This is a genomic window from Commensalibacter sp. B14384M2, assembly GCF_016101865.1.
Classification (GTDB): domain Bacteria; phylum Pseudomonadota; class Alphaproteobacteria; order Acetobacterales; family Acetobacteraceae; genus Commensalibacter; species Commensalibacter melissae.
The window spans coordinates 434,755-456,187 of sequence record NZ_JACFPS010000001.1 but is presented as its reverse complement, the minus strand read 5'-3'; the positions used below and the strand labels follow the sequence as shown (position 1 = coordinate 456,187).

Sequence of the window (21,433 nt, the reverse complement as noted above, 5' to 3'; positions counted from 1 at the left end):
TTTTATCCCTGTTTTTTATTCCAAAATTCATGATTAATATTATTAATATGAGCTAAAGTTATTTCACTATTTCCCACTACTGATCTGGCCGACATACTTCCGCCAGTATTATTATTGTTGTTATTATTGTATTTGACTGCTGTTCCAGCGGCCTGGAATGCGGTGAAAAGGGCATCACTTGTCATGTTGCGAGGTGGTTTATTGCCAATAAATTGACGAATAATGTCTCCATTTTCCCCTTTTAATCCCCGTTCCAATGCGGCGATACGAGTTGCATTGATCATTTTATATTGATCAGCTTTCTTGGCTTTCATATCTATTGCACCAGTTTTAATGCCAGGTGATAGCAATTCAGCATTTGCCAATGTGTTTTGTCTCAGATAAACAAAAGCCGCATCACCAATTGGTGCCTGTTTACCTTCCTCAACCAAAGCTGACACTTCATCCTCTACAGTTTTCTCAACTTTCTTTTCTTCGATATTATCGTCGCCAACAGTTGATGGTTCTGATACAGATTGGTTTGAATTTTCACTTGATGGATTACCATTATTCTGTTGACCATTATCATCAGATGTTTTAGCTGTATTTGTTAACGCATTAACCAAAGCGTCAATTTTACCGCCCAACCCTGTAATGGCATCCAGAATTTGCTTTTGCATGGTTTGGCCATTTTCTGTATTACCTTCACCTTCCTCTTTATCTTTAGGCATGATTTTTGGAGGTATTGGCTCCTGTCTTGTATTAGTATCTTGGTCTGGCACTTCACTTGCTCCTTCACGAATAGCATTGCCAAGGCTTTCAGCATCGTTTGCCGCAATAGCGTTCAATGCTTTCTCCGCCCATTTAAGTGGTTTAAAACCCATTCTTTTTTTCCTTTGAAAATTATGATTGTCTCCAATACGGACACCTCTGCCACCTCGTCCACGATCCACAATTGCAAGGTGATTACCAATCATGGATGTTTGTTTATAATGTCCTGGCTTACCTTCAATAGGTTCATATTCAGCTTCATAACCAGGACTTACCTCTTGCAATCTCTTACTTTCAACTGCATTCAAGGCATCTCTGCCTCTAATCACCAGATCAGCCAAGAGGTAATTATTTAAAGCATCCTCACCCTGTCTAATATTTCGAATGGTACCTTGTGTATATTCATTCATATTGTCAGGATTAACAAAAACAGGTGGATGTTGTAATGTTATTGGAGATGCTTCAAAACTTTCAATGACGGGCTGACTAAATAATAAATCACCATCACGATGAACAGTAATAATCCCATTTGGTGAATCAATAGGATCATCATTGGTATCCATTTGTCCGCCCAATTCAGAAATACCATATTCCATTGTTCCTGTTCTGGCGAAAGGAACATTTCTGCATAAGATACCTCCATCTGGCAAACGCTCACGCGTTATACCTTCCTTTCCTATCGTAAACACATCGTTTAACAAATAAGGTAAGGTATCTTTCATCTTAACTTTATTCATTTTTAATCTCAAAATTGAACTAGGGTAAAACACCTGCAATTAGGTAATGCACCAGCATGACCGGTTAGGTTATCCAATGTTGGAGGATCATCCCATTTAACAAATTTACCATTCATTGATTTATGAGAAGGTCTGGTACGTTTGTATTTATGCGCACGCCATATATATCCAGGTGAACCAATTTGTTCTGCCCTTGCCTTGGTAAGTGCAAAAGAAGCTTTATTCATTTCAGTTCTTGCAATAAGTCTGGCTCTTGTTTCAGTAACAAGACCTGATTTCATGATATCATCTTTAATCTGATCATATCTTTCACCGCGAATAAGGCTTTCTTTTGCCAACCTTTGAATACGTTCAGCCGCATCTATTGGTAAAGAGGTTATGTAATGCACCTGTTCCTTTAAAATCTGGTCAAAAGCATTACTGATATCAGTGTTTTTTAACTCTTCCCTTAAACCAATCCCGATTTCATCTGCATATGTAAACCATTGTTTTTTATTTATTTGTTCAGCATTTTTAATAACGTTTTCTGCAATATTAACAGCCCACGGAGTTAGTTCATTGGCATAATTATGAAGAATACGTTCTATATTTGAAGGGTCTTTAAGTATTTTTTCAGGATCACCAATCCGCTCTATTAGCTTACCTATATTTACAGCGATTTTCCTTAAAGAACGTTCATATTGTAGAGAAGCTGACCTAGATGGACTGAACCTTGGTTTGTCCTGTCTTTTCATTATTATTTTCCATTATATGATTAGGAATACTTGTAAGATTAGTCCTGTTCTCATCAATGGGCGGTGGATCATTTTTAGATTCTTCTATCAAATCTGGTGAAATTGTATCCCATGCACCATCTTCATCAGATTTTGCCTTTAATTCAGAAAGAGCTGTCTCTCTGGTTATCAATCCGCATTCAAACGCACTTATAACCATATTTGTTCTAGTAGATGCCAATTCAGCTTTTTCTTTTTCATTTAATCCCCATAATGAATTAAATCTGAAATCAAGAGTTTCTGGTGCTGCCTTTCCAAAAGTAGATTGATATAATAATTTTAAAATATTATGAACCGCACCTCTATACCCCTCCTGTCTCTGGGCAATTCCTTCCTGATATTGACGAATCTCGCTTTCACCAGTTGCAAAACCAGAAGGACTTTGTCCCATTAAACGAGTTAGGGGTATTTGGAATGCACCACTCAATTGAGCTGAAAACTGCATTAATATTGAATCCAGACCAGTAAATGCATATGTTGAAACTTCAAATTCATCTTTTGCATCCAGACAGGTCAATCCTTCATTGGATTGCAGTGATCTTATATACTCAAGTCTTTTATATAAACCCTCCACGGCTTTTTTATTACCGCTACCAATAACCTCAGATAAATTATTGAGCTTTAAAGTTCTTAATCTTGCCTGATAGACAAGTTGTGCGGCTCCCAATGTCGCACTATCAAATGCGGTAAGGATATCGAAAGCTCTCTCTACAACAGACATCCCCCATCCGTTTTCTGTTTGCCTGGAATATGGTGGCAATTTAATGCCATCCATCCGTATTACACGTGTATAATGAACTTTCCTTCCAGCATAAACCCAACCACCTGATATCTGTTCAAAACTTGGTAAAATATCATACCATTCAGGATAGCCGTAATTTCCACCAAATTTATGAACTGTTTGAATAAGATTTTGATTAACAACCCAACGGTCTAATGGGAAAATACCCTTGAACTGATCCTTCCCAACCGTTTCCATATTTAATGGAGTTTCCGGATTTTGACCATCGATCATTAAAATACCGATTGAACCGCCATATAACCTTGCCCATTTTATTGTTTCGCCAATTGAAGCCCATATATTTAAATTTGAAATTTGAGACTGTATAGCCGCCAATTCATTTGGATCATCCAAACCAAGGATATCAATTCCTGCACGTGTCATATCATCAGCAACACAGTCAACCGCATTGCCAATAACCCATGAACCACGATAAATACTATCTAAAAGAGCCCTGTCACGAGTTACAATGTTGTAATTGTATCCACTTCCTGATGAAAGATTTCTTTGATGACGACCTGTTCTTGTTAATGGATTAATATAGCCATCATTAACATTGGATTTGGATTTTGATTTGGATCCTCCTCTATAATTTCTTTTTATTTTCACCATATTAAACCATCTGCCATACGTTCATAAAAAGCGGTTATATTTTCTTTAAGACATATTTGTTCAAATGCCCCAGAAGAAGCATCAATCTGGTCATCATGCGATCCACTTGGAAAAGCTGCCAATTCATCAATATAAGTCCTGTTCCAGTTTGCTCTTAGCAGGGACACGTTTCCTATATTAACCTGTGATGCAAAAGGATCTGCTCTTGTGGCTTTATCTCCGGTTTCCCTGACAGCCTCAATTTTATAACCTGAAAGGATTTTTGCATAATATTGCGCTTGTGCCACACCGGCCTGTCCTGGGTCTTGTGGGATAACAATCTTAACATCATAACCATCCTGACTGGCAACAGCCTTGACTGTTTTTTCAACTTCATCAGGCAAGCCACGCAATCTCACGATATCAAGAATGGTATATCCTCCATCCGTATTACGTTGCATTTTAACGCCGACAGTCCAATCAGGATCGTATTTTCCAACATCTTTTGAGGCGGCAAAATCCCACCGCCTGACAACTTGAGAATTAGTAGGAGCCGCATCAACAATATTTAGCATATTGACTTTGAAAATTGATCCAGTTGATAGCGTTGGTTCACCTTGATACAAAGCTGACCAATCACGTTCACCGACTGCCTTTTTGATTTGCTCCAACTCTTCTCGATTATAAGCTTCCGGCCATAAAGGATCGCCGATATTTCTGTTTAATAAATCATTACTATCATTTGCAATAGCTGGTAAATTAATAACCTCCCATTTTTCACCAGTACCATTATTCATTTCATTCAATAATCTTCCTGATAAATCATCAACATGCCAACGTGTCTGAACGATAATGATTGCCCCACCAGGCATAATTCGTGTTCTTAGAACTGACTTGTACCAATCCCAGATATTTTCACGCATCACTTCGCTTTCCGCATCTTGCCTATCCTTAACAGGATCATCAATTATTGCCAGATGCCCACCGTAACCAGTCATACTTCCACCGACACCTGCTGTTAGGAAAACACCACCTTTGTTTGTTTCCCATAAATCCTTTGCCTTACTGTCGGTTGCAAGTGTCACATCAGGAAATAAACATTGAAATTTATTTGAAGCCACCAAATTACGAACATCACGACCGAATTTATCCGCAAGTTTAGCTGAATAGCTTGCCGTAATAATTTGTTTTGAAGGATTGCGTCCCAAAAACCATGCAGGAAACCTTTTGGAAGCAAGTTCACTTTTTCCATGACGCGGTGGCATGAAAACCATCAGGCGATCAATTTCACCTCGTTCAACCGCCTCAAGCTTTTCACATAATAAATGATGATGTTGACCTATGTGATAATCATGTTTTGTATATGTAGTAAAATCAATCAAGTTCTGCCGTGCAAGCTTTCGGCATGACAGTTCTCTAAGTATCCTCTTCTTCGCTAACTGTCTCTTCTCCATCCTCGATAAGTCTATTAAGCTCATCGTCACTCATTTTATCCAGTTTAACTTGATTTAATTCAACTTTTGATTCTGACAGCTTTGCATGTATATAAGGAGCGGCACCCCTTGCCGCTTCCAATGCAAGACGATAATCATCTTCTGCATAAGCCCTATTCATAATATCAACCATAATTGTCAATGGATCCTTGCAATCTTCAGAATCAATTTTTGCAAGAACCTTCTTGGCGGATATCTTGTTTCGCAAACCTTTCTTTCTACCAGCTCCGTTTCTGTAACCACCACGCGCCATTTTTAGTCTTCATTTTTGATTTATTTGATTTATTTGATTTTTTTTCAAACAATATTGGTTTTCTGCTGTTTTGATCGTAAACTAAATATCTTCAGTCATGCAATTTTGGCAGTTCAAACTTCTTGCGTTTTACACTGGAACCCAAAGCTGGGAATGGGTCTATACCTGTTTTATGAGTAAAAAAGGAAATGCTTGTTATATAACAGGTTGAATTGTTTTTATTATAGCATACATATACAGCCCCTCTATTCAATACCGGAATATAAATGGCCTTGAACACAGCATACGGAACCCATATATGAAAATATCCAATTGTCTTGACAGGTAAATTAAATATAGGGCCTGTAACTACATATAACTTTTGATATTTTAAAGCCAACAATCTTGTTTGGTGTTCTATCCAATTCCATTTTCCACTATTCAAATGATGATCTTGTGGAATAATATTTTTCCATATAAAAGTCTGAACTTGTGAATTATAGTCAGGCATATCCCCACTAGGAGTCATGTGACCACGATCATAACCTGTTTTAATATAATTTCTTATAACAGAATTTTTATAATCAAAATGTCCATATCGTTTCATACGAAATGTGGATTGGATTTGATCCTTGGTTAATATTTCTGCTGAATATATATTTCCAAATGTAATATCTGAATATCCAATTGCATACTTGTTATAACAAGTGTTATGAGTAACGATATTTACTTTTGGAGGTTTATTGTTTAAATAAAATTGCGAACAGGTTGTTTGTGATTTAACGTTTTCACTAAAATATATAGAAAAGCAAAATAGAAAAAATAATCGTAACATATATACTAATAAATTGGATAAATTAATTAACAAGATATGGAAAATCTTAATATCAATTTATCCATTTATCAATTATGATAACTATTTATCATAAACTCTAGTCTTTGCTAGAGACAATTATCCATTTTGATAAAAATGTATCATACGAGTTGAACTCGTGCAAGTGTTATTTTTATTTTTTTATCGGGGAGGATAAAAAACCCCTATTATTACAAAAGGGTTTTTAGGTTTTCTATAATGCCACTTATAAGTAGTTCCTAAATATAAATATAAATCTTTTTTTTGGAAAAAATTATCTAAATATTGTTTTTTAACTTTTTCAACAGCTTCTTCTTCACTATTTGAATTTTTCAAACAATTAAGATATAATTGCCCAACCTCCCAATCTATAATACTTAACGTGCTTTTCTTATCCTGATCATCAATAAATTCATAAAAAAATTTTTTTGATAATAATGGCATTAAATCGCGCTTGTTAGTATCGGATAAATCAAAAAAATCAGGTTGTTCCACCATACCCCTATAAAATATTTCCTGTTTCTTTTTATCAACGTCTTTAACATGGAAATTAATAAATTTTTTTGGTTTAAATATCGCTAAGGAAATTTTATTTTCATAAGCTAAATTTATAATTTCATTTTTATTTTTATAAATTTTACTTTTTTTAAATATTATATCTTTCCGCTTTTCCCATCCATCTTTTTTAGTATCAATCAATTCACCTGGTTTAATTTTTTCTACATCTACGATTCTATAACTTTCTGGACGTGTATCTTTTGTATTTTTTTCTATTTTAGCTTCAATCCATTGATACTTTTTATAACGATTTTTATAATCGCAAAACCGGAAAGGTATAGGATATAATCTAATCCATGATCCATCCTCTCTAAATCCAGCGGTACAAACGGTTTCAATATATTTAGAAGAACGACTTGGATATGTTTTTACTACAATAAAAATTTTAGCATTTTCCATTTTTACCTTCTTAAATATGTTTTATTTTGTAATTCCAATCCGGTCTGGATGCTAGTAACTTTGCCACTCTACTTCTATGACATTTTATATATACAGATTCGAAACAAGTTATTGCAATTCTTTTGTTATTGTCCATTATAACTTTTAATTTATCCAAATATTCCGACTTTTCCGTAGAAATATATTTTTCATATGAATCAAATAAATTATCATAATCATTTTGAGTATTTAATTCTTTTCTAGATTCCGAAACAATTCCCAATTCTGGTAAGTGACAATATTCAATATTTAACTGTTTTAATATTTGTTTTAATGAATCTTTAGAAAATCCATACTTACGACTTATTGCATTTTTTCTTACATCACAAAGAACACTTATATTATTCTTAATTAAACTGTTTAAATAATTCTCAAGTGTGATTCCTTCATATCCAATAGTAAAAAATGTAGAGTCTTGTTGCCTTGGTCGTATTTTATTAATTAGATATAACTCATCTTTATTCAATATTTCAGAAATGATCTGGCTTTTTATTCCATAATAAGGATAGTTTTTAAAAATATAACGGCTTAATTCTTTATTTTTAAGATATTTAAAACGATTTATAAATAATGTAAGTCTTTTTTGCTCTATATTATCCAACTCATTGATATAATCATTACTTGTTATCAATCTCCATTTATCACTGGAATCGATCAATCCAAAATCAATCAATTTCCGACGATCTGCATAAGATTGATATGAAAAACAACCATATTTAGAAGGGATAAATTCATAACTTTTATTTTCCTGATATAAAATTGTATATAAAAAAAGATATTCCTGTAATTCCAAGCTAGACAAACACCCATCAAACACCTGCAATAGTGCAAGCAATAATTTTTGACGTTTATAAAGTTTAATATTTTTTCTATAAGACATAATAATTAATAATTTTATTAGATGGGTGAAGAATATATTTTACCAATATCACTTTCCATTATCTCTTCCAAGCGTATACAGGCCGAATTAATATTCCCGTACAGTTTATTTTTCTCGATATTCAAACGTTTCCCTATTTCTTGACAATCCATATTACCTATTGCAAGCATGACAATGATATCGCTATTAAATACACCCAACATATTTTTGATCTTGAAAATCTTTTCAAATGCACGGCTTTGCCTGAATGTTGGTTCAAAATCACGTCCGTATATCTTCTTGTTATGGAAAAGATCGCTGATTGTCGCATATATGTTCTTTGTCCTTCCAACAGACTGTTCACACAATATCGCGAACCTGTCCAGGCAATCCCTTTGTTTCTGTGTTATTACGCAACGACTTAGAAGCCTGTCATACGAACATTGACGACGTATCCTTGTCTCTTTCTGCTTTGGATTTTCCGGATTTACACCGATTTCCAGGACAATTTCACGTGTTGCAAAACGTTTTTCAAGATTATGCAACTTTATAATCGGTGGAATTGACCTTGTATTCCTGTTTTTTCTTGCCATGCTCTAAATATTCCATTGCCTGATCAGTTTTTAATGGATATGCGATCCAGTTCTGCGGTCGGTCTTTTCCATCCATGGTCGAACACGAACCATGCATAGGTCTGGGTGCCGCTGTTTCTTGAAACATTCTGGTAATCGCCTGGATACATCGTGATCCTCTCGACGAATGTATGAACCCGTGCAAGCTTGCCAAGCCTGAACAGATCCTCGCGTGCCATTGATGCATAGAATGTTATGTTGAGGAACAGATAGACACGGTGTCTTGACTGTCTCAACGCTTTCCATGCAATCTTTTCAGCATGTTTGTAAGGAGGATTGGATATGATGCAATCCCACCGCCTTTCATTTTCATACTCAAGAAAATCACGTTGCTGGAAACAAGTTGTTCTGTACCCCCTGTCCTCGATATCGCCACCCTCGACATTATGGTAACCATGTTCATAAAGGGTATTGAGTATGTTTCCCTGTCCACAGCATGGATCAAGAATTGTGTTTCCCAACCCACCGTATATTTCCTCCGCCCTGATCAAGGCTCTGGTACATTCCACAGGCTCGACGTACCAGTCATTTTTCTCACGTTCTGTCATGTAAAATTCCTAGAAAGGTATTTCGTCATCATGGAAACCGTCATTGTTTCCCGATGAATTCTGGTCACGTCTCTGATTGCCGATATTTATGAGACTACCCTTGTAATCACTGACAACGATCTCGGTAACATACCGTCTGTTTCCCATATTGTCGTCCCATGTGTGGGTCTTGATCCTGCCCTCTATGTAGACCTGATCACCCTTTTTAAGGTATTTTTCCGCATATCCAGCCATGTTATCGCTAAATACAACGATCCTGTGCCAATCGGTCAGCGTTTTCGTTTCACCCGTATTTTTGTCCCTGTATCTTTCACCAGTCGCAACGGACAACAAAGCGATCCTGTTTCCCTGCCGCGTTGACTTCATTTCAGGATCACGACCAAGACGACCGACAATGATTACCTTGTTTATGCTACCGGACATCTTATTTCCCCACCAGTTTGCTTATCTGTTCTTCGCTCATTCCTGAAACGACAAGCTGGCTTTTGTAATAAAATGGGATGATTAATGAAGGAATAAACAATATCAATAAAATTATGACAAATATAGATAATCGTTTAATATGTTTAGAACCTCTTTTTGGTGATATTTCATATTCATCTTCATAGGAAAAATATTTAACAGATATTAAAATTATTGATAAAAATATAAAAATAAAACAAGTAATAGAAATAAAACCACATAAATCATGTAAAGAAACATACATGATTTTTGCATGGTTAATTGCGTTGATGTCCATTTCCATAATCCTTTAAATAAGCATCCAAATCCTCCATGACCGGAATTCCATATTCCGTCATTAATGGAACAAGAAAGTTATTGAGTGCAAAAAGCCTGTTTTCCAATGTTTCTTTTGATACTTTTGTATTATTGCAATACTTGCCAGGATTTGTTGATCTTTCCTGTATTTGTAAAAGAACCAGTGTCAGATGGGCTGAAATAGCCCTGGACAACTTTTCATTGCTCTTTAACATCGCAGATATATCAAAAACAACCTCATCGATTTTATTCTCGTTTTCAGGGGATATTTTGATATTATAGTTGTTTGTAACCTGTTTATTATCCATCATGCAACTCCCACAATCAATCCGGCATTGCTGATTATCTCAAACTGACGTTTTGCACTTTCAACCAGCCTGATTTTTTCAAGAAAAATATTCCTTATTCTCTCGTCCTCAATTTCATTCATTTTCTCTGTAAGGAACTGAATGATCCGGTCATGATCCCTTCTCGAGATATCATCCGGGAAATACCTTTCAACCACTTCATCCATCTCGGTAACAAGATTGTCGACAGGTTTCAAACGCTCCCTGATTGCCCTTATCCTCAGACTGTATTCCTCTTCCTCTTTTTCCCTTATTCTTGCCTCTTTCACGCGTTTTCTTTCCATCTCTTCCAGAACGCTATCTTTCCCTGATGAAAATACGCCATTCACAATAGATTTCAGATTTTCGATTTCGTCATCCAGTTTCTTTTTCTCCTCATCAAGAACCCGCTTTATCTCGTTCGCTGACGGGAAGAATTTGCTGATGGTTGACAACCTGTAGGCAATTGTCTCGTTGAATATACAATCCGGATAATTCCGGAATGTTCCATAGGTCGCCTTCACCCTGAAACTAAAATCATTTTTTCCGTAGGAATTTGCGACTTGCACATTCACAATCGACAGAACCTTGCAGACAGTTTCCATTGTCAGCGGAATTGAGGACATGTTTATCAATCGATCAAGATGCTCTTTCGCCTCCCGACGTGATTTCTCATCGATACCGACAGGTTTGGAAGAGATCACCAGGTCAGTCATGCCTTCTCGTGAATATCTGGAAATACCCGCATGATTTCTAAACTGTCTGATCCATTGTGGAATGGAAGCGATAACCATCTGCAGGGATTGATTTCCTGACGTTCTTACCTGGTTCATCAAAAACCTCCGTATCGTTCATTGTGTTCCTCAATCATCCAGTCAAACTTGCCCGGTTTTTCCTGATTGCAATTTTGCCAGTTTTTCCTTGGGAAAGGATGAATATTCCGGTATTGGGACGATCTTCTGCACCAGTTGCGCCACGTCGCGTTCCAGTCCCGTTTTTTGGCATTCGCTCCAGCTTTTGAACGCCAATAATCACAGAACTCCCTGTGAGTGTTCTCTGGATCAATTCCCTCATCCAACGCGCATTGACGGTTTTTATCCGTCAGCTCCCAATCGTCTGGCAAAATTGTTCCAGACAATGGATTTCTGGATTTTGGCTTGACCTGCTTTTTTTCATCAGGGGGAATTAAAGGGGGTATATTATCTACGTTAGTAGATATATCTTGTTCTTTATTCTTGTTCTTGTTCTTATATATAGACGAATCTTGATTTATTGGCTGTTTACCGCAAATCTGTGTAACACTTTTGGTAACACTACCGGTAACAGGGGTGGTAACACCATCGGTAACAGGCCTGGTAACAGAAGGCGTGACAGACCTGGTCATGCGTCGACAAAAGATAACACCGTTTTCGTCTTTTGATAAAACACCTTTCTTCTCCAGTTCCGCCAGATAACGGATGACATATTGTTTGTGACCGTTTGTGAAATTGGCTATTTGAGTGATCGTCATCGGCTGTCCGTTCAATTCCAGATATCCGTAACGATCAGACCGTGTCATGAGACCGATCAACTCAAACCACAAACCTCTTGCGCCATAAGAGCAGCTTTGAAGATTTATATCGAGTTGCCAGTCTTTGAAATAAAACTTTACCCAGCTATGATTTTTAGGCATATTTGTCATGATAATTCCCCTTCCGTATGGTTCCCGGGGAAAATCGACGTTTCATATATATCGTGGACTGGATATACTTTTTCTGTAAAGTAAGACCCTTTTATATTTACCGGGTTTACAATTTTTGAATCATTCTCTAATTTTATCATTGCTCTTACTTTCAAAAGAGTGGGCATTGTGGGGTGTCGCGGCGTCGAAACTCTGACCCCCACAATTGAGTGTTTCATGTCTATATTTTTTCATTTACATACCCAACGCACGACGATAGACATCAAATAGATTCTCCTGATATCCTCGTTGATACATTTTTTATCAACCTCGAAATCCTCTATTTTATCGACCGCCTCGCATAAATATTTCCTGAATTCCTGTTCACTGACCATTGTCTATCCACTCCTTTATATCGCCGGTTCAGTCCCTTCCTATTTTCCATCCTGTTTTACCTTTTCCTGCAAATCACGATTAACCTCCAGCAATTTTCTGGCCTGATTATTCATGATAATGACTTGAGACCATATTTCCCCTTTACATAATGCAAAAGACAGAAAACCCAATCGCAATTCGATAAAGCCATCACCATGGTCAAATCCAAAACCACGCCAAGCAGCTGTTATAATTCCTGTAAACACTTTCTGGTTTCCTTTACTGTTCTTATGATCTCTTTTTCCAATTCAGGACAATCAGCCATTAGGGTAATCAAGTCCTGCATTCTCGGTGCGTTTTTACCATATAGCCAGTTTTTAAAAGTGACCATTGACCAACCACGCTTAACAGCGACAAGCTTTGGAGCGTTACGCACTTTTCCATATCTTTTCTGTATGTGTCGTTGAGTCATCTCAACACAAAATTCATTGGTAACCATGGTAAAAATTTTACACTTTTTTTGACTAAAAATTTTCAACAATTTCCTCCATAACTATAACTGTTCGTCAAAATAGTTATGGAGGAAGAAAGTATGGGCCTAAGAATTTTTTCTAACTCCCCTGTATTTTTTTAAAAATATCAGGACGCAATTCTTCACGGGGGATACCTGTCATATGTTCAACCTCGACTACCCGCTTGGGTGGTACCTGTTTCCATTGACAAACAGCAGAATGTGAAATTCCCAATTTTTTCCCCCAATAAGAAGGGCCGCCTGTTTTATGAATAAGTTTTTTTAAATTCATCATAAAATTAATGTAAGAGATTCTTACCTTAAAATCAATATAAAAAGTAAGTAAAACAATCACAATAATCATTAATTTATAGTTTTATAGAAAAATGGAAACTTTAGGTCAAAAAATTAAGAGACTAAGACAGCTTAGAAACCTTTCTCAAGTCACGGTCGCGGACGCCATAGGAATTACGCGTCCATTTTTGACTGGCATTGAAAGAGGAAGAGAGGCTCCAGGAAGGGAAACTTTGGTCGCGTTGGCAAATTTTTTTGAAGTTTCCGTAGATTGGCTTGTCAATAGCCAGAATAAAGATGAAGCCACTTATACGCTCAATAAAAAAGAGGCTCGATTACTTTTCGCCTTTAGAAACATGAATGCGGAAAAAGCGGATATGTTTTTAAAGCTGATGACTGATGCGGCTCAACATAATGAGAAAACCAACAAATAAAAAATATAAATCCCGAATGACAAAAAAGTAAATTAAAGTATTTTTATCATATAACAAATATTGAACTATATAACGCTAATATTAGCTTATTAAAAAAAAAGAAATCAATCAAAATAAGGATGCAAAATCAAGATAATTCATCAAATCAAAATTTTAGATTGCTATACAAAGCTTGGTAATTTGGTCTTTAAACAGTGTAGGAAAGGTAAAATTATAATTAACACAAAATAAAGAAAACAATTACCCAAAATTCACTTTATATTTAAAAACAATTTCTTTAATATCCAATCATTGCATTAAGGAAATTATTATGCCTACTAAAAATAAAGAAAAAAGAATTACGTTAAGAGCTTTTCAAATTAACAATTCAAGAATAGATAAAACAACAAGTGATTTTTATAAGATTTTAAAAGATAAATTAATAATATCATCGAATTCTGGTAGTCGAGCAATGCCTGCAAATCATAACGAAAAAAATGGTGAAAGAGATCTTATTTCATTCTACAATTTTATAGATAATCCTACAGCTATTTTTTGTCTTATGATGCGTATTGCCCCAGGAGACAATCATGAAGCTTTTTCTGAAAAAATATTAGATAAAAAAACATTTACACTTGAAGATATAAAAACAAACTCTAACTCTGCAAATTCTATTACTTGCCTTGATTCCTATTATTTTTTATTACAAAGTGATGTATTAATTACAAATCTGCCGAGTAATCAAACTATTAAAAACCTGCAAACCTATCTAAATTGGTTTACTAGCAATACATTAGTAGAATTCACCCCTATTATTGAAACTCAAAATATTAAACTGAGTGAAGTTAAACAAATAACAATAGGTGATGAAGCAATAAACATTACTTTAAGAAAAAATCAAGATCAAGAAACTTCTTCTCATTCAACTATTGTTTCAACAATAATAACTCTAAAAAATTTAGGGATAGAGCAAATTAGAAATATATTACAAGATGCTAAGTCATTAGAAGAAATAAATATAGATGAATTTATTGATGTAGATTTAACAATTAAATTCAAAAAACCACGGAAAATGACAAAAGAAGATTACCAAAACAAATTTGGGGCAATGTTAAAACCTGTATCTGATCTCCAAAACTTCACTTTTAAAGATAAACATGGTAAAATAATAGCACATGGAGATAAGATTTCAAAACATAAAGAGGTAATGATCCCAATGACAAAAAATAACAATCTAAATGAAATAAAACTTATGCAAGATATGAGCAAATATGCAGCAGAAATAAATAATGAAAAAAGCACTTCTTAAAATTTGCATTATTATTATATGTACAGTTGTATACTCATCTATAACTTTACTAAGACCTAATTCAACCTTTACATCAACTGTTTTTAATATTTCTGGTATTATGTTTTCAATAGGTTTAGGGTTAATCGTAACATTTAATTTAACAGGAGTAAAAAACAAAAAATATATTAAAAAAATTAGACAAAATATAAAACATATATCGCAATTATTTATTATACACTTTTCTCTAGCTTCCATATGCTTTTTGCTTAATAGTATCGATAACAGTTCTAAAAATATAGTTATTTATTCTCACTTACATGTTAGATTTAATTTAAGCGTAGCTTACAATATAGTTATTATTTATTCTATCATATATTTCATCATTAACTTTTTGGCTATACAAACACTTAAAGATGATATTTTTGACAAAACTAATGAAGAATAATTTATAAAAATAAATTCACTTAGGCAGCGATATACTCAAATATATATTGAAATTTAGATATTTCAAAAACGGTATAAAATCTAATTAAAAAAAACAATTAATAATAAAAATTATGTAAATTTTTCTTACATTTCCTATTGACAGTAATGTAAGAATCTCTTACTGTAGATTACAGGAATGATTGATACACCCTTCAACCAACACTATAAAGAGGCAAACCATGAAACATGACATAGATTCCAAATGGTTAAACAAGGGACAGGTATGCCAGCGATTAGGTGGCATTAATTATACAACCCTGGACTATCTGATCAGTGAAAATAATTTTCCTCAAGGGTTCAAGGCAAAAGTTGTTCGTTTTGTTAAATGGTATATTCCCGCCATTGAGGCATGGGAACGAAAACAGTTTAACATTCTTCCTCAAAAAGGAATCCCCACAGAGGGAAAGGATATGACGAAAGCCACATCCTAGTTCTATTCACAATGTCAATGAGCTGTTATCATTACTTATTTCGCATAATGCGATTTAATTGTCAATATTAAAATAACGGATAATGCTAATTAATTTTCGCAATTTTAATATCTAATGGAGATATGAAAATAGGAAATAGTTTTAAATTGTACAGAAAAAGTAAAGGTATCGGGCAAGCGATGATGGCAGAAATTGCCGGAGCGTCCATAACCTCTATTAGTGACTGGGAAAGAGGACGAAATAACCCTGAATTATCAAAGTTGATTAAGATTGCGGAGTATTTCGATGACACACTAGATGAAATTATATTTTTTAATGAGAATCGACAAAAGAAAAATACCAGAGAAGAACAGAAAATTTTGGAAAACTACAGAAAAGCTCCCATGAATATTCAACAATCTATCAGGATCATGCTTAATATATAAAATTAATTTCGCATGATGTTAAATAAATATCTTGACTGATATAACGCATTATGCGAAATTAAGGTCATAAAGGAAACAAAATCTTTAATACCGTAAGGAAATATATAATGAAACATAATTCATCATAAATCCCAACTAGGGAAGACCATGACAAAGCCACGGTCTTAAATATTCACAAGGTCAATGAGCTGTTTGTTAATTAATTTATTACTTTATAAGTAAATTACTTGTCAAGCAAAAATTACGTATAACGTTATGTTTTCAGAAATACAAATAATCGATAATGCATTAGGAGGAATCTTAATGCAGAATAATATCAAAAAATGGCGAGATAAGATTGGCAAAACACAAGAAGAGCTTGCTGACTATATGAATGTTAGCGTTCCTACTGTATCAAGATGGGAAACAGGAGTTAATGATGTAACTTTAACAAGATTAAAGAATATTGCTGAATATTTTAATATAACAGTTCCTGAATTACTTTCTGATCCCGAAGATATCACACGATTCTTTAAAGCAAGAAGAATAAGTGAAAATATGGATAAAGACACTTATAACGCATGGATTGAAGTTGGAAATATTATGCAAAAGAAAAAATAATTTACTTTTAAAGTAATAAAATATTTGACATTAATATTACTTATTAAGTAAGTTAGAGTCATAAAGGAAACAAAAACCTTTTGATCGGCTACAGTACAAACAAAAAAAAGACCGAGCGGCAACTCGATCTTTTCCCTAACCCATAATGGAGTAAAAAATAATGTATTTTATCAGTACTATTAAAAAACTGTTTTGTCCAGAAAATTCTTCCAGTGAGATCGACAAACGGTATGACAGTCATGATTCGTATATCATTCATTTTTATGAATTAGAAATACAGGGAATGAAAAACAGGATTTGTTCATTGAAAGACAATATAAAAAAAATGGAGCGTTGTGAAATAAGGATAGCCGGTCTCAATCAGGAAAGGGCGAAACATTACCGTGACCAGCGTGAGGAATATGAACGCCAGGTTAAAGAACTGCAAAACAGTATCTCCCTAAGAGAGGCGATACTTGATGTAAATCATTCAATTTTTGGAATGAAAGGCATAAATGGCCATGCATGATACTGATATAGACAGTTTCCTGAAAGAGAAACATAACGACCTGATCAAACCGATTTTCAATGAGTATGTTCAGATCATGAAAAGAGAGAATATGCCGGACGATCATAGATTGGCTGAATCCGTGTATACATTGAACAGGTTCGTTGGTGCGATAAAATCGTTTACGGAACTGGCAAAATTAAAGCTTACTGAAAACATGCAAAAAGATGGTGTCTTGAGCTACAAGACAAAAGACCTGACAGTTTCCCTTGTCAGTCCGGTTCCGTCCTGCATCATATCTGATCCCGACATTATTTCCAGGCAGCATCCTGAGTTAATGTCCCCTCCCAAACCTGACAAGACCGAGATAGCGAAAAGACTTCGCAAGGGTGAGGAAATAAATGGAGCGTATCTGAATAATGGTGGGCCACCAACATTGAGAATTACGCCGGTAAGTAAAAATGCAAATCCATATGCGGGAGAAAATAGCCATGAACAATAAAGTAGTCACACTTCCAAGGGAAAACCTGCCTGTTCAATCTGTTCAATCAATTCAACATAAGCAACCTGTCGGATCGAGTACAAAGTTTGAACCAAACAGTTTTCAGGAATTGATTTTATTTTCCGATAGACTGGCAAGAACAAACTTTGTTCCCAAAAATTACAGGGGTAAACCGAATGACATATTATGCGCCATCCAGATGGGTGCCGAGCTTGGACTTTCCCCAATGCTTTCCTTGCAGAATATAGCCGTTATAAATGACAGGCCTTCCATATATGGCGATGCAATGCTTGCGATATGCAAGGCATCCCCTCTTTGTGAAAGTATAGAGGAATATCTTGACGGGGATCAATCACAAATCAATACATTGACAGCTATATGCAAGGTCAGGAGAAGAGGTTTCAAAAATGAGATAACAGGCTCTTTTAGCTGGAAAGATGCCGAAAAGGCTGGACTTACAAAAAGAGGTGTCTGGTTATCATACCCAAAAAGAATGCTGCAAATGAGGGCCCGTGGTTTCGCTCTCAGGGACGCTTTTCCTGATTTGCTGAATGGCCTGATAACCCGTGAAGAGGCAAATGATTACCAGCATGAGGAAAACGGTTGCAGACAGAAAGATGACAGTCATACGTGCGATGACAATAACAGGTTTAGCAACCAAATTAACCATAACGGTGATGGCAACCTGTCAAACAATGACATTGAAGACAAATATGAACGCTGTTTCCAATATATCAAAACAATAGAAACAACCAGAAAACTTGAGGATTTTACACGGCATTCAAAATTCATAAATCTATGTAGTGAGATAAGTCATGAACAGAAAGAAAGGCTGTATGAACTTGTAAATCAAAAGGCGGATAGTCTCAATCAGGAATATCATGATGATTTCATTGAGGAAATGCCTGACTGCTGATTGACAGGGGATATATTGAAATGCTGGCAATTCATGAAAAAAACAGTATAAAACCTGATAAATGGTACGATTGCAATGGAAAGGATTTTTACAATTTTGCGATTGACAGATTAAGACCAAGCCAGTTGGAGGTCTGGGGATACCGCTATTATGAGGACGATCCGAATTACAGGGACGAAACGGATGAACTGTTTTATCTTACCCGTATTGGAAGCACAATTTCATATGGTCTTGATGATAATTATGACGAGGTGGCGATACTTACATCATCAATCAGCTGCTGGAGATTGAGACCGCAAAAATTAAGTGAAATAAACCGCTGACACAAGGATTTTCCAGATGGATATGATTGTGTTGCTGACAATATTGATATCCAGTTCCGCATGGTTTGGATACGCATTGTCAAACGTTATGAATAATAGAAATAAACACCAGTGATTAAATGAGGCGAGATCATGAATAACAAATTATCATCTATCGTGAAAAAATCAGCAAGAAAACGATTCTGTCTAACTGTCAGGCAATTCGCGATAATGACAATGGTCTATATGGATGGAATTGAGGACAGTACGGGTTACTATGCAAACGATCTCAATCTATCAAGAGCGGATGTTTGCAAGGCACTCAATCGCCTGGAAGAAATACATCTTGTAAAACGTGAAAAACATTTATGCGATGACAGAAAAATCAAGGTTACAAAAACCGATACCGGTATCCAGTACATGAAAAATATTGGTGCCATTCATTAATATAAAAGATCAAACAAGACAAAATAGACTGCCGATACAATGAATAAAGATCATATTAAAATAGAAAGTGATGATATCAATCTTATAGTTGAAAAAATTATTCAACAAATAGATAAATATATCAATAATGAGAATAAATTTTTTAGCCTTCAGGGTTTGCAAAAAAGATATGACCTGCCAAAGCTGGATAGAAGAACCCTGATTGATATGTCCAATAAAAAGGGATTCCCGAAACCATTACAGTTTTCAGAAAAGAGGGATATATGGTTGAGAAGTGAAGTGAAGGAATGGGAAGAGAAAATCAAAAAGGAACGCAACTGATCACCTCCTGGGCATAATGGTCAATTCCCTTACTGGTCTCAGTCCGTCGAACAGTAAATCCGCCCATATCTGGTATAACTGTTTTCTTCTTTCAGAATGTTCCGCACGATTATATGCTGCCTCAACCATATTTTTTGGTGAATGTGCCAGCATCATATCAATGATAGAGCGGTCTTCTGGATATTTTTCATTCATGATACTTGAAAAAGACGCTCTGAACCCATGCGGTGTGTGAATATCTTTATAACCAGCCCTGTTGATTAAATATCCCATCGCATTTTCACTCATTGGTTTCAGTATCGAGCGATCACCTGGAAATACATACGGACTGTTTCCAGAAAAATTTTTCACCTCATTCAATATTTCCCTTGCCTGACTGGATAGAAAAACTTTATGTCCTTTTTTCATTTTCATACGTTGCGATGGTATTGACCATACATCTCCATCAATCTCATCCCATCGCATTCCCCGCAATTCTCCAGGCCTTACAAATACAATCGATAATAAGCGTATGGCAAGCTTGGTTATCGGTCTTCCCGGTTCCAATTCAATTTTATTCAGCATTTCCTTTAGTGATTCGAGATTGGTAATAGCGGGCTGCTTTCTTTTCCTTACAACTTTTTTCAATGAACCTTTAACGAGATAGGCCGGATTATTCTCTTTATAAATTCCAATTGAAATGGCGTAGTTGAAAACAGATTCGATTCTTTGCCTTATTCTATGGGCGGTTTCAATAGATCCTTTATTTTCTATTTTTTGCAATAAACCGTAAATCAGCGGGGTATTGATATCATGAATAACCAGATGCCCTATATGAGGAATGATATTTTTCCGCAGTGAGGTCATGACATCATTGGCGTGCCGTTTTGTCCATCTATCCCTGTTTAAATCCCACCATCTGTTTACAATATTCTCGAACGTGTTTTCCTGCTGTATGGATTGAAAATATTTTTGTTGCAATTTGGCGATTCCAGGATCAATACCTTTTGCAATATCCTCCTTTGCCTCATCTCTAGCTTTTCTTGCATCCGCCAGTGATACCTGTGGATATAAACCGAAAGTCAACAGTTTCTCTTTTTTTGCGAAAGTGTATTTGAAACGCCATATCTTGGAGTTTGCTTTTGTGATAACCAGGTATAAACCGCGTTCATAAAGCTTGTTTCTACCCTTTTCCTGATATTTGGCTGTTTTTATGGCTTTATCCGTTAACATCTATATACCCCAAGATGAAAAATCATATACCCCAGAATATACCCCAATATTAAATGCGTTCAAATGTTTTATAATGTAGGATAATGTTTGTTAATTTACTTAAAAATACCAGTTTTCTGCGGGAAATGTTGGGTAATGTGGGATAATGTTTTATTGAATGGCGGAGAAGGTGGGATTCGAACCCACGGTACGCTATTCACGCACGGCGGTTTTCAAGACCGCTGCCTTAAACCACTCGGCCACCTCTCCGACTTATGAAAACTTCATATATGATTTAACGTGGATTTGGCAAGCATTTTTTTTACTTTTATTAATAAAACTGATTTTGAAAATGAAATATCATTATAAGATTAATTTGTTTAGATTAATAATAAAATAAAACATTAAATCGCCAAATCTTTGATAGAGTGACAAACATATCAGGTATTTC

At 35.4% G+C, this 21,433-nt stretch carries 30 protein-coding genes and 1 tRNA gene; 11 read left to right on the top strand and 20 right to left on the bottom strand.

The window, feature by feature from the left end:
- Window positions 1–2: 2 nt before the first annotated feature.
- The 18 genes from H3R33_RS02115 to H3R33_RS02030 form a co-directional block, all read right to left on the bottom strand.
- Complete coding sequence (locus tag H3R33_RS02115) at window positions 3–1,487, bottom strand: DUF2213 domain-containing protein (protein WP_198184665.1); 1,485 nt, start codon at window positions 1,485–1,487, stop codon at window positions 3–5.
- 8 nt (window positions 1,488–1,495) lie between these two features.
- Complete coding sequence (locus H3R33_RS02110; protein ID WP_198184664.1) at window positions 1,496–2,221, bottom strand: phage minor head protein; 726 nt, start codon at window positions 2,219–2,221, stop codon at window positions 1,496–1,498.
- Window positions 2,184–3,653 carry a DUF1073 domain-containing protein gene (locus H3R33_RS02105; protein WP_198184663.1) on the bottom strand — a complete coding sequence of 490 codons (1,470 nt, stop codon included), beginning with the start codon at window positions 3,651–3,653 and terminating at the stop codon, window positions 2,184–2,186. Before H3R33_RS02105 ends, H3R33_RS02110 begins: the two co-directional genes overlap by 38 nt.
- The gene (gene terL / locus H3R33_RS02100; RefSeq protein WP_232342108.1) at window positions 3,647–5,110 is read right to left on the bottom strand and encodes a phage terminase large subunit; all 1,464 of its coding nucleotides are present in this window, start codon (window positions 5,108–5,110) and stop codon (window positions 3,647–3,649) included. The genes H3R33_RS02105 and terL overlap by 7 nt, the downstream gene beginning before the upstream one ends.
- Complete coding sequence (locus tag H3R33_RS02095; protein WP_155569815.1) at window positions 5,049–5,378, bottom strand: hypothetical protein; 330 nt, start codon at window positions 5,376–5,378, stop codon at window positions 5,049–5,051. Before H3R33_RS02095 ends, terL begins: the two co-directional genes overlap by 62 nt.
- Window positions 5,379–5,469: 91 nt before the next feature.
- Window positions 5,470–6,192 (bottom strand): DNA/RNA non-specific endonuclease, encoded by a 723-nt coding sequence (locus tag H3R33_RS02090; protein WP_198184662.1) that lies wholly within the window; start codon window positions 6,190–6,192, stop codon window positions 5,470–5,472.
- Between the two features lie 180 nt (window positions 6,193–6,372).
- Complete coding sequence (locus tag H3R33_RS02085; protein ID WP_155580618.1) at window positions 6,373–7,167, bottom strand: hypothetical protein; 795 nt, start codon at window positions 7,165–7,167, stop codon at window positions 6,373–6,375.
- 10 nt (window positions 7,168–7,177) lie between these two features.
- On the bottom strand, window positions 7,178–8,086 hold the full coding sequence (locus H3R33_RS02080) for a DUF488 family protein (RefSeq protein ID WP_155580619.1): 909 nt from the start codon (window positions 8,084–8,086) through the stop codon (window positions 7,178–7,180).
- A gap of 17 nt (window positions 8,087–8,103) precedes the next feature.
- Complete coding sequence (locus tag H3R33_RS02075) at window positions 8,104–8,658, bottom strand: hypothetical protein (protein ID WP_198184661.1); 555 nt, start codon at window positions 8,656–8,658, stop codon at window positions 8,104–8,106.
- A gap of 23 nt (window positions 8,659–8,681) precedes the next feature.
- Window positions 8,682–9,245, bottom strand: coding sequence for a hypothetical protein (locus tag H3R33_RS02070; RefSeq protein ID WP_198184660.1), 564 nt, complete (start codon window positions 9,243–9,245; stop codon window positions 8,682–8,684).
- Between the two features lie 9 nt (window positions 9,246–9,254).
- Window positions 9,255–9,668, bottom strand: coding sequence for a single-stranded DNA-binding protein (gene ssb, locus H3R33_RS02065; RefSeq protein ID WP_198184659.1), 414 nt, complete (start codon window positions 9,666–9,668; stop codon window positions 9,255–9,257).
- 296 nt (window positions 9,669–9,964) lie between these two features.
- Window positions 9,965–10,315 (bottom strand): hypothetical protein, encoded by a 351-nt coding sequence (locus tag H3R33_RS02060; RefSeq protein WP_198184658.1) that lies wholly within the window; start codon window positions 10,313–10,315, stop codon window positions 9,965–9,967.
- Entirely contained in the window at window positions 10,312–11,163 is an 852-nt protein-coding gene (locus H3R33_RS02055; protein ID WP_198184657.1) for a hypothetical protein, read from the bottom strand. Before H3R33_RS02055 ends, H3R33_RS02060 begins: the two co-directional genes overlap by 4 nt.
- Window positions 11,163–12,011 carry a hypothetical protein gene (locus H3R33_RS02050; RefSeq protein WP_198184656.1) on the bottom strand — a complete coding sequence of 283 codons (849 nt, stop codon included), beginning with the start codon at window positions 12,009–12,011 and terminating at the stop codon, window positions 11,163–11,165. Before H3R33_RS02050 ends, H3R33_RS02055 begins: the two co-directional genes overlap by 1 nt.
- A 230-nt stretch (window positions 12,012–12,241) precedes the next feature.
- Window positions 12,242–12,385, bottom strand: a complete 144-nt coding sequence (locus H3R33_RS02045; RefSeq protein ID WP_198184655.1) for a hypothetical protein — start codon at window positions 12,383–12,385, stop codon at window positions 12,242–12,244.
- 39 nt (window positions 12,386–12,424) lie between these two features.
- Complete coding sequence (locus tag H3R33_RS02040; protein WP_198184654.1) at window positions 12,425–12,631, bottom strand: hypothetical protein; 207 nt, start codon at window positions 12,629–12,631, stop codon at window positions 12,425–12,427.
- The gene (locus tag H3R33_RS02035; protein WP_198184653.1) at window positions 12,613–12,864 is read right to left on the bottom strand and encodes a hypothetical protein; all 252 of its coding nucleotides are present in this window, start codon (window positions 12,862–12,864) and stop codon (window positions 12,613–12,615) included. Before H3R33_RS02035 ends, H3R33_RS02040 begins: the two co-directional genes overlap by 19 nt.
- Window positions 12,865–12,976: 112 nt before the next feature.
- The gene (locus tag H3R33_RS02030) at window positions 12,977–13,171 is read right to left on the bottom strand and encodes a Cro/CI family transcriptional regulator (RefSeq protein WP_155572409.1); all 195 of its coding nucleotides are present in this window, start codon (window positions 13,169–13,171) and stop codon (window positions 12,977–12,979) included.
- Window positions 13,172–13,262: 91 nt separating this feature from the next.
- On the opposite strand from H3R33_RS02030, the gene H3R33_RS02025 reads away from it, so the two are divergent.
- From H3R33_RS02025 to H3R33_RS01975, 11 genes are all read left to right on the top strand, one after another.
- Entirely contained in the window at window positions 13,263–13,604 is a 342-nt protein-coding gene (locus H3R33_RS02025; protein WP_198184652.1) for a helix-turn-helix domain-containing protein, read from the top strand.
- A gap of 310 nt (window positions 13,605–13,914) precedes the next feature.
- Entirely contained in the window at window positions 13,915–14,892 is a 978-nt protein-coding gene (locus H3R33_RS02020; protein WP_198184651.1) for a hypothetical protein, read from the top strand.
- 647 nt (window positions 14,893–15,539) lie between these two features.
- Window positions 15,540–15,791 carry an AlpA family transcriptional regulator gene (locus tag H3R33_RS02015; protein ID WP_198184649.1) on the top strand — a complete coding sequence of 84 codons (252 nt, stop codon included), beginning with the start codon at window positions 15,540–15,542 and terminating at the stop codon, window positions 15,789–15,791.
- Window positions 15,792–15,913: 122 nt separating this feature from the next.
- The gene (locus H3R33_RS02010) at window positions 15,914–16,216 is read left to right on the top strand and encodes a helix-turn-helix transcriptional regulator (RefSeq protein WP_155572405.1); all 303 of its coding nucleotides are present in this window, start codon (window positions 15,914–15,916) and stop codon (window positions 16,214–16,216) included.
- A 303-nt stretch (window positions 16,217–16,519) separates the two neighbouring features.
- Window positions 16,520–16,816 carry a helix-turn-helix domain-containing protein gene (locus tag H3R33_RS02005; protein WP_196424204.1) on the top strand — a complete coding sequence of 99 codons (297 nt, stop codon included), beginning with the start codon at window positions 16,520–16,522 and terminating at the stop codon, window positions 16,814–16,816.
- 160 nt (window positions 16,817–16,976) lie between these two features.
- A complete protein-coding gene (locus tag H3R33_RS02000; protein ID WP_198184648.1) occupies window positions 16,977–17,324 on the top strand; it encodes a hypothetical protein in 348 nt (115 codons plus the stop codon).
- The gene (locus tag H3R33_RS01995) at window positions 17,317–17,805 is read left to right on the top strand and encodes a siphovirus Gp157 family protein (RefSeq protein WP_198184647.1); all 489 of its coding nucleotides are present in this window, start codon (window positions 17,317–17,319) and stop codon (window positions 17,803–17,805) included. The genes H3R33_RS02000 and H3R33_RS01995 overlap by 8 nt, the downstream gene beginning before the upstream one ends.
- Window positions 17,795–18,721, top strand: a complete 927-nt coding sequence (locus H3R33_RS01990) for a hypothetical protein (protein WP_198184646.1) — start codon at window positions 17,795–17,797, stop codon at window positions 18,719–18,721. The genes H3R33_RS01995 and H3R33_RS01990 overlap by 11 nt, the downstream gene beginning before the upstream one ends.
- Before the next feature lie 20 nt (window positions 18,722–18,741).
- Complete coding sequence (locus H3R33_RS01985) at window positions 18,742–19,044, top strand: hypothetical protein (protein ID WP_198184645.1); 303 nt, start codon at window positions 18,742–18,744, stop codon at window positions 19,042–19,044.
- A gap of 132 nt (window positions 19,045–19,176) precedes the next feature.
- Entirely contained in the window at window positions 19,177–19,470 is a 294-nt protein-coding gene (locus H3R33_RS01980) for a MarR family winged helix-turn-helix transcriptional regulator (RefSeq protein ID WP_155569419.1), read from the top strand.
- A 39-nt stretch (window positions 19,471–19,509) separates the two neighbouring features.
- Window positions 19,510–19,791, top strand: coding sequence for an AlpA family phage regulatory protein (locus H3R33_RS01975; protein ID WP_155580639.1), 282 nt, complete (start codon window positions 19,510–19,512; stop codon window positions 19,789–19,791).
- Here H3R33_RS01975 and H3R33_RS01970 read toward each other — a convergent pair whose 3' ends face one another.
- Together H3R33_RS01970 and H3R33_RS01965 are read right to left on the bottom strand one after the other, a co-directional pair.
- Window positions 19,792–21,003, bottom strand: a complete 1,212-nt coding sequence (locus tag H3R33_RS01970) for a phage integrase central domain-containing protein (RefSeq protein WP_198198856.1) — start codon at window positions 21,001–21,003, stop codon at window positions 19,792–19,794. It abuts the gene before it with no gap.
- 158 nt (window positions 21,004–21,161) lie between these two features.
- A tRNA-Ser gene (locus H3R33_RS01965) sits at window positions 21,162–21,252 on the bottom strand.
- Between the last annotated feature and the right edge of the window lie 181 nt (window positions 21,253–21,433).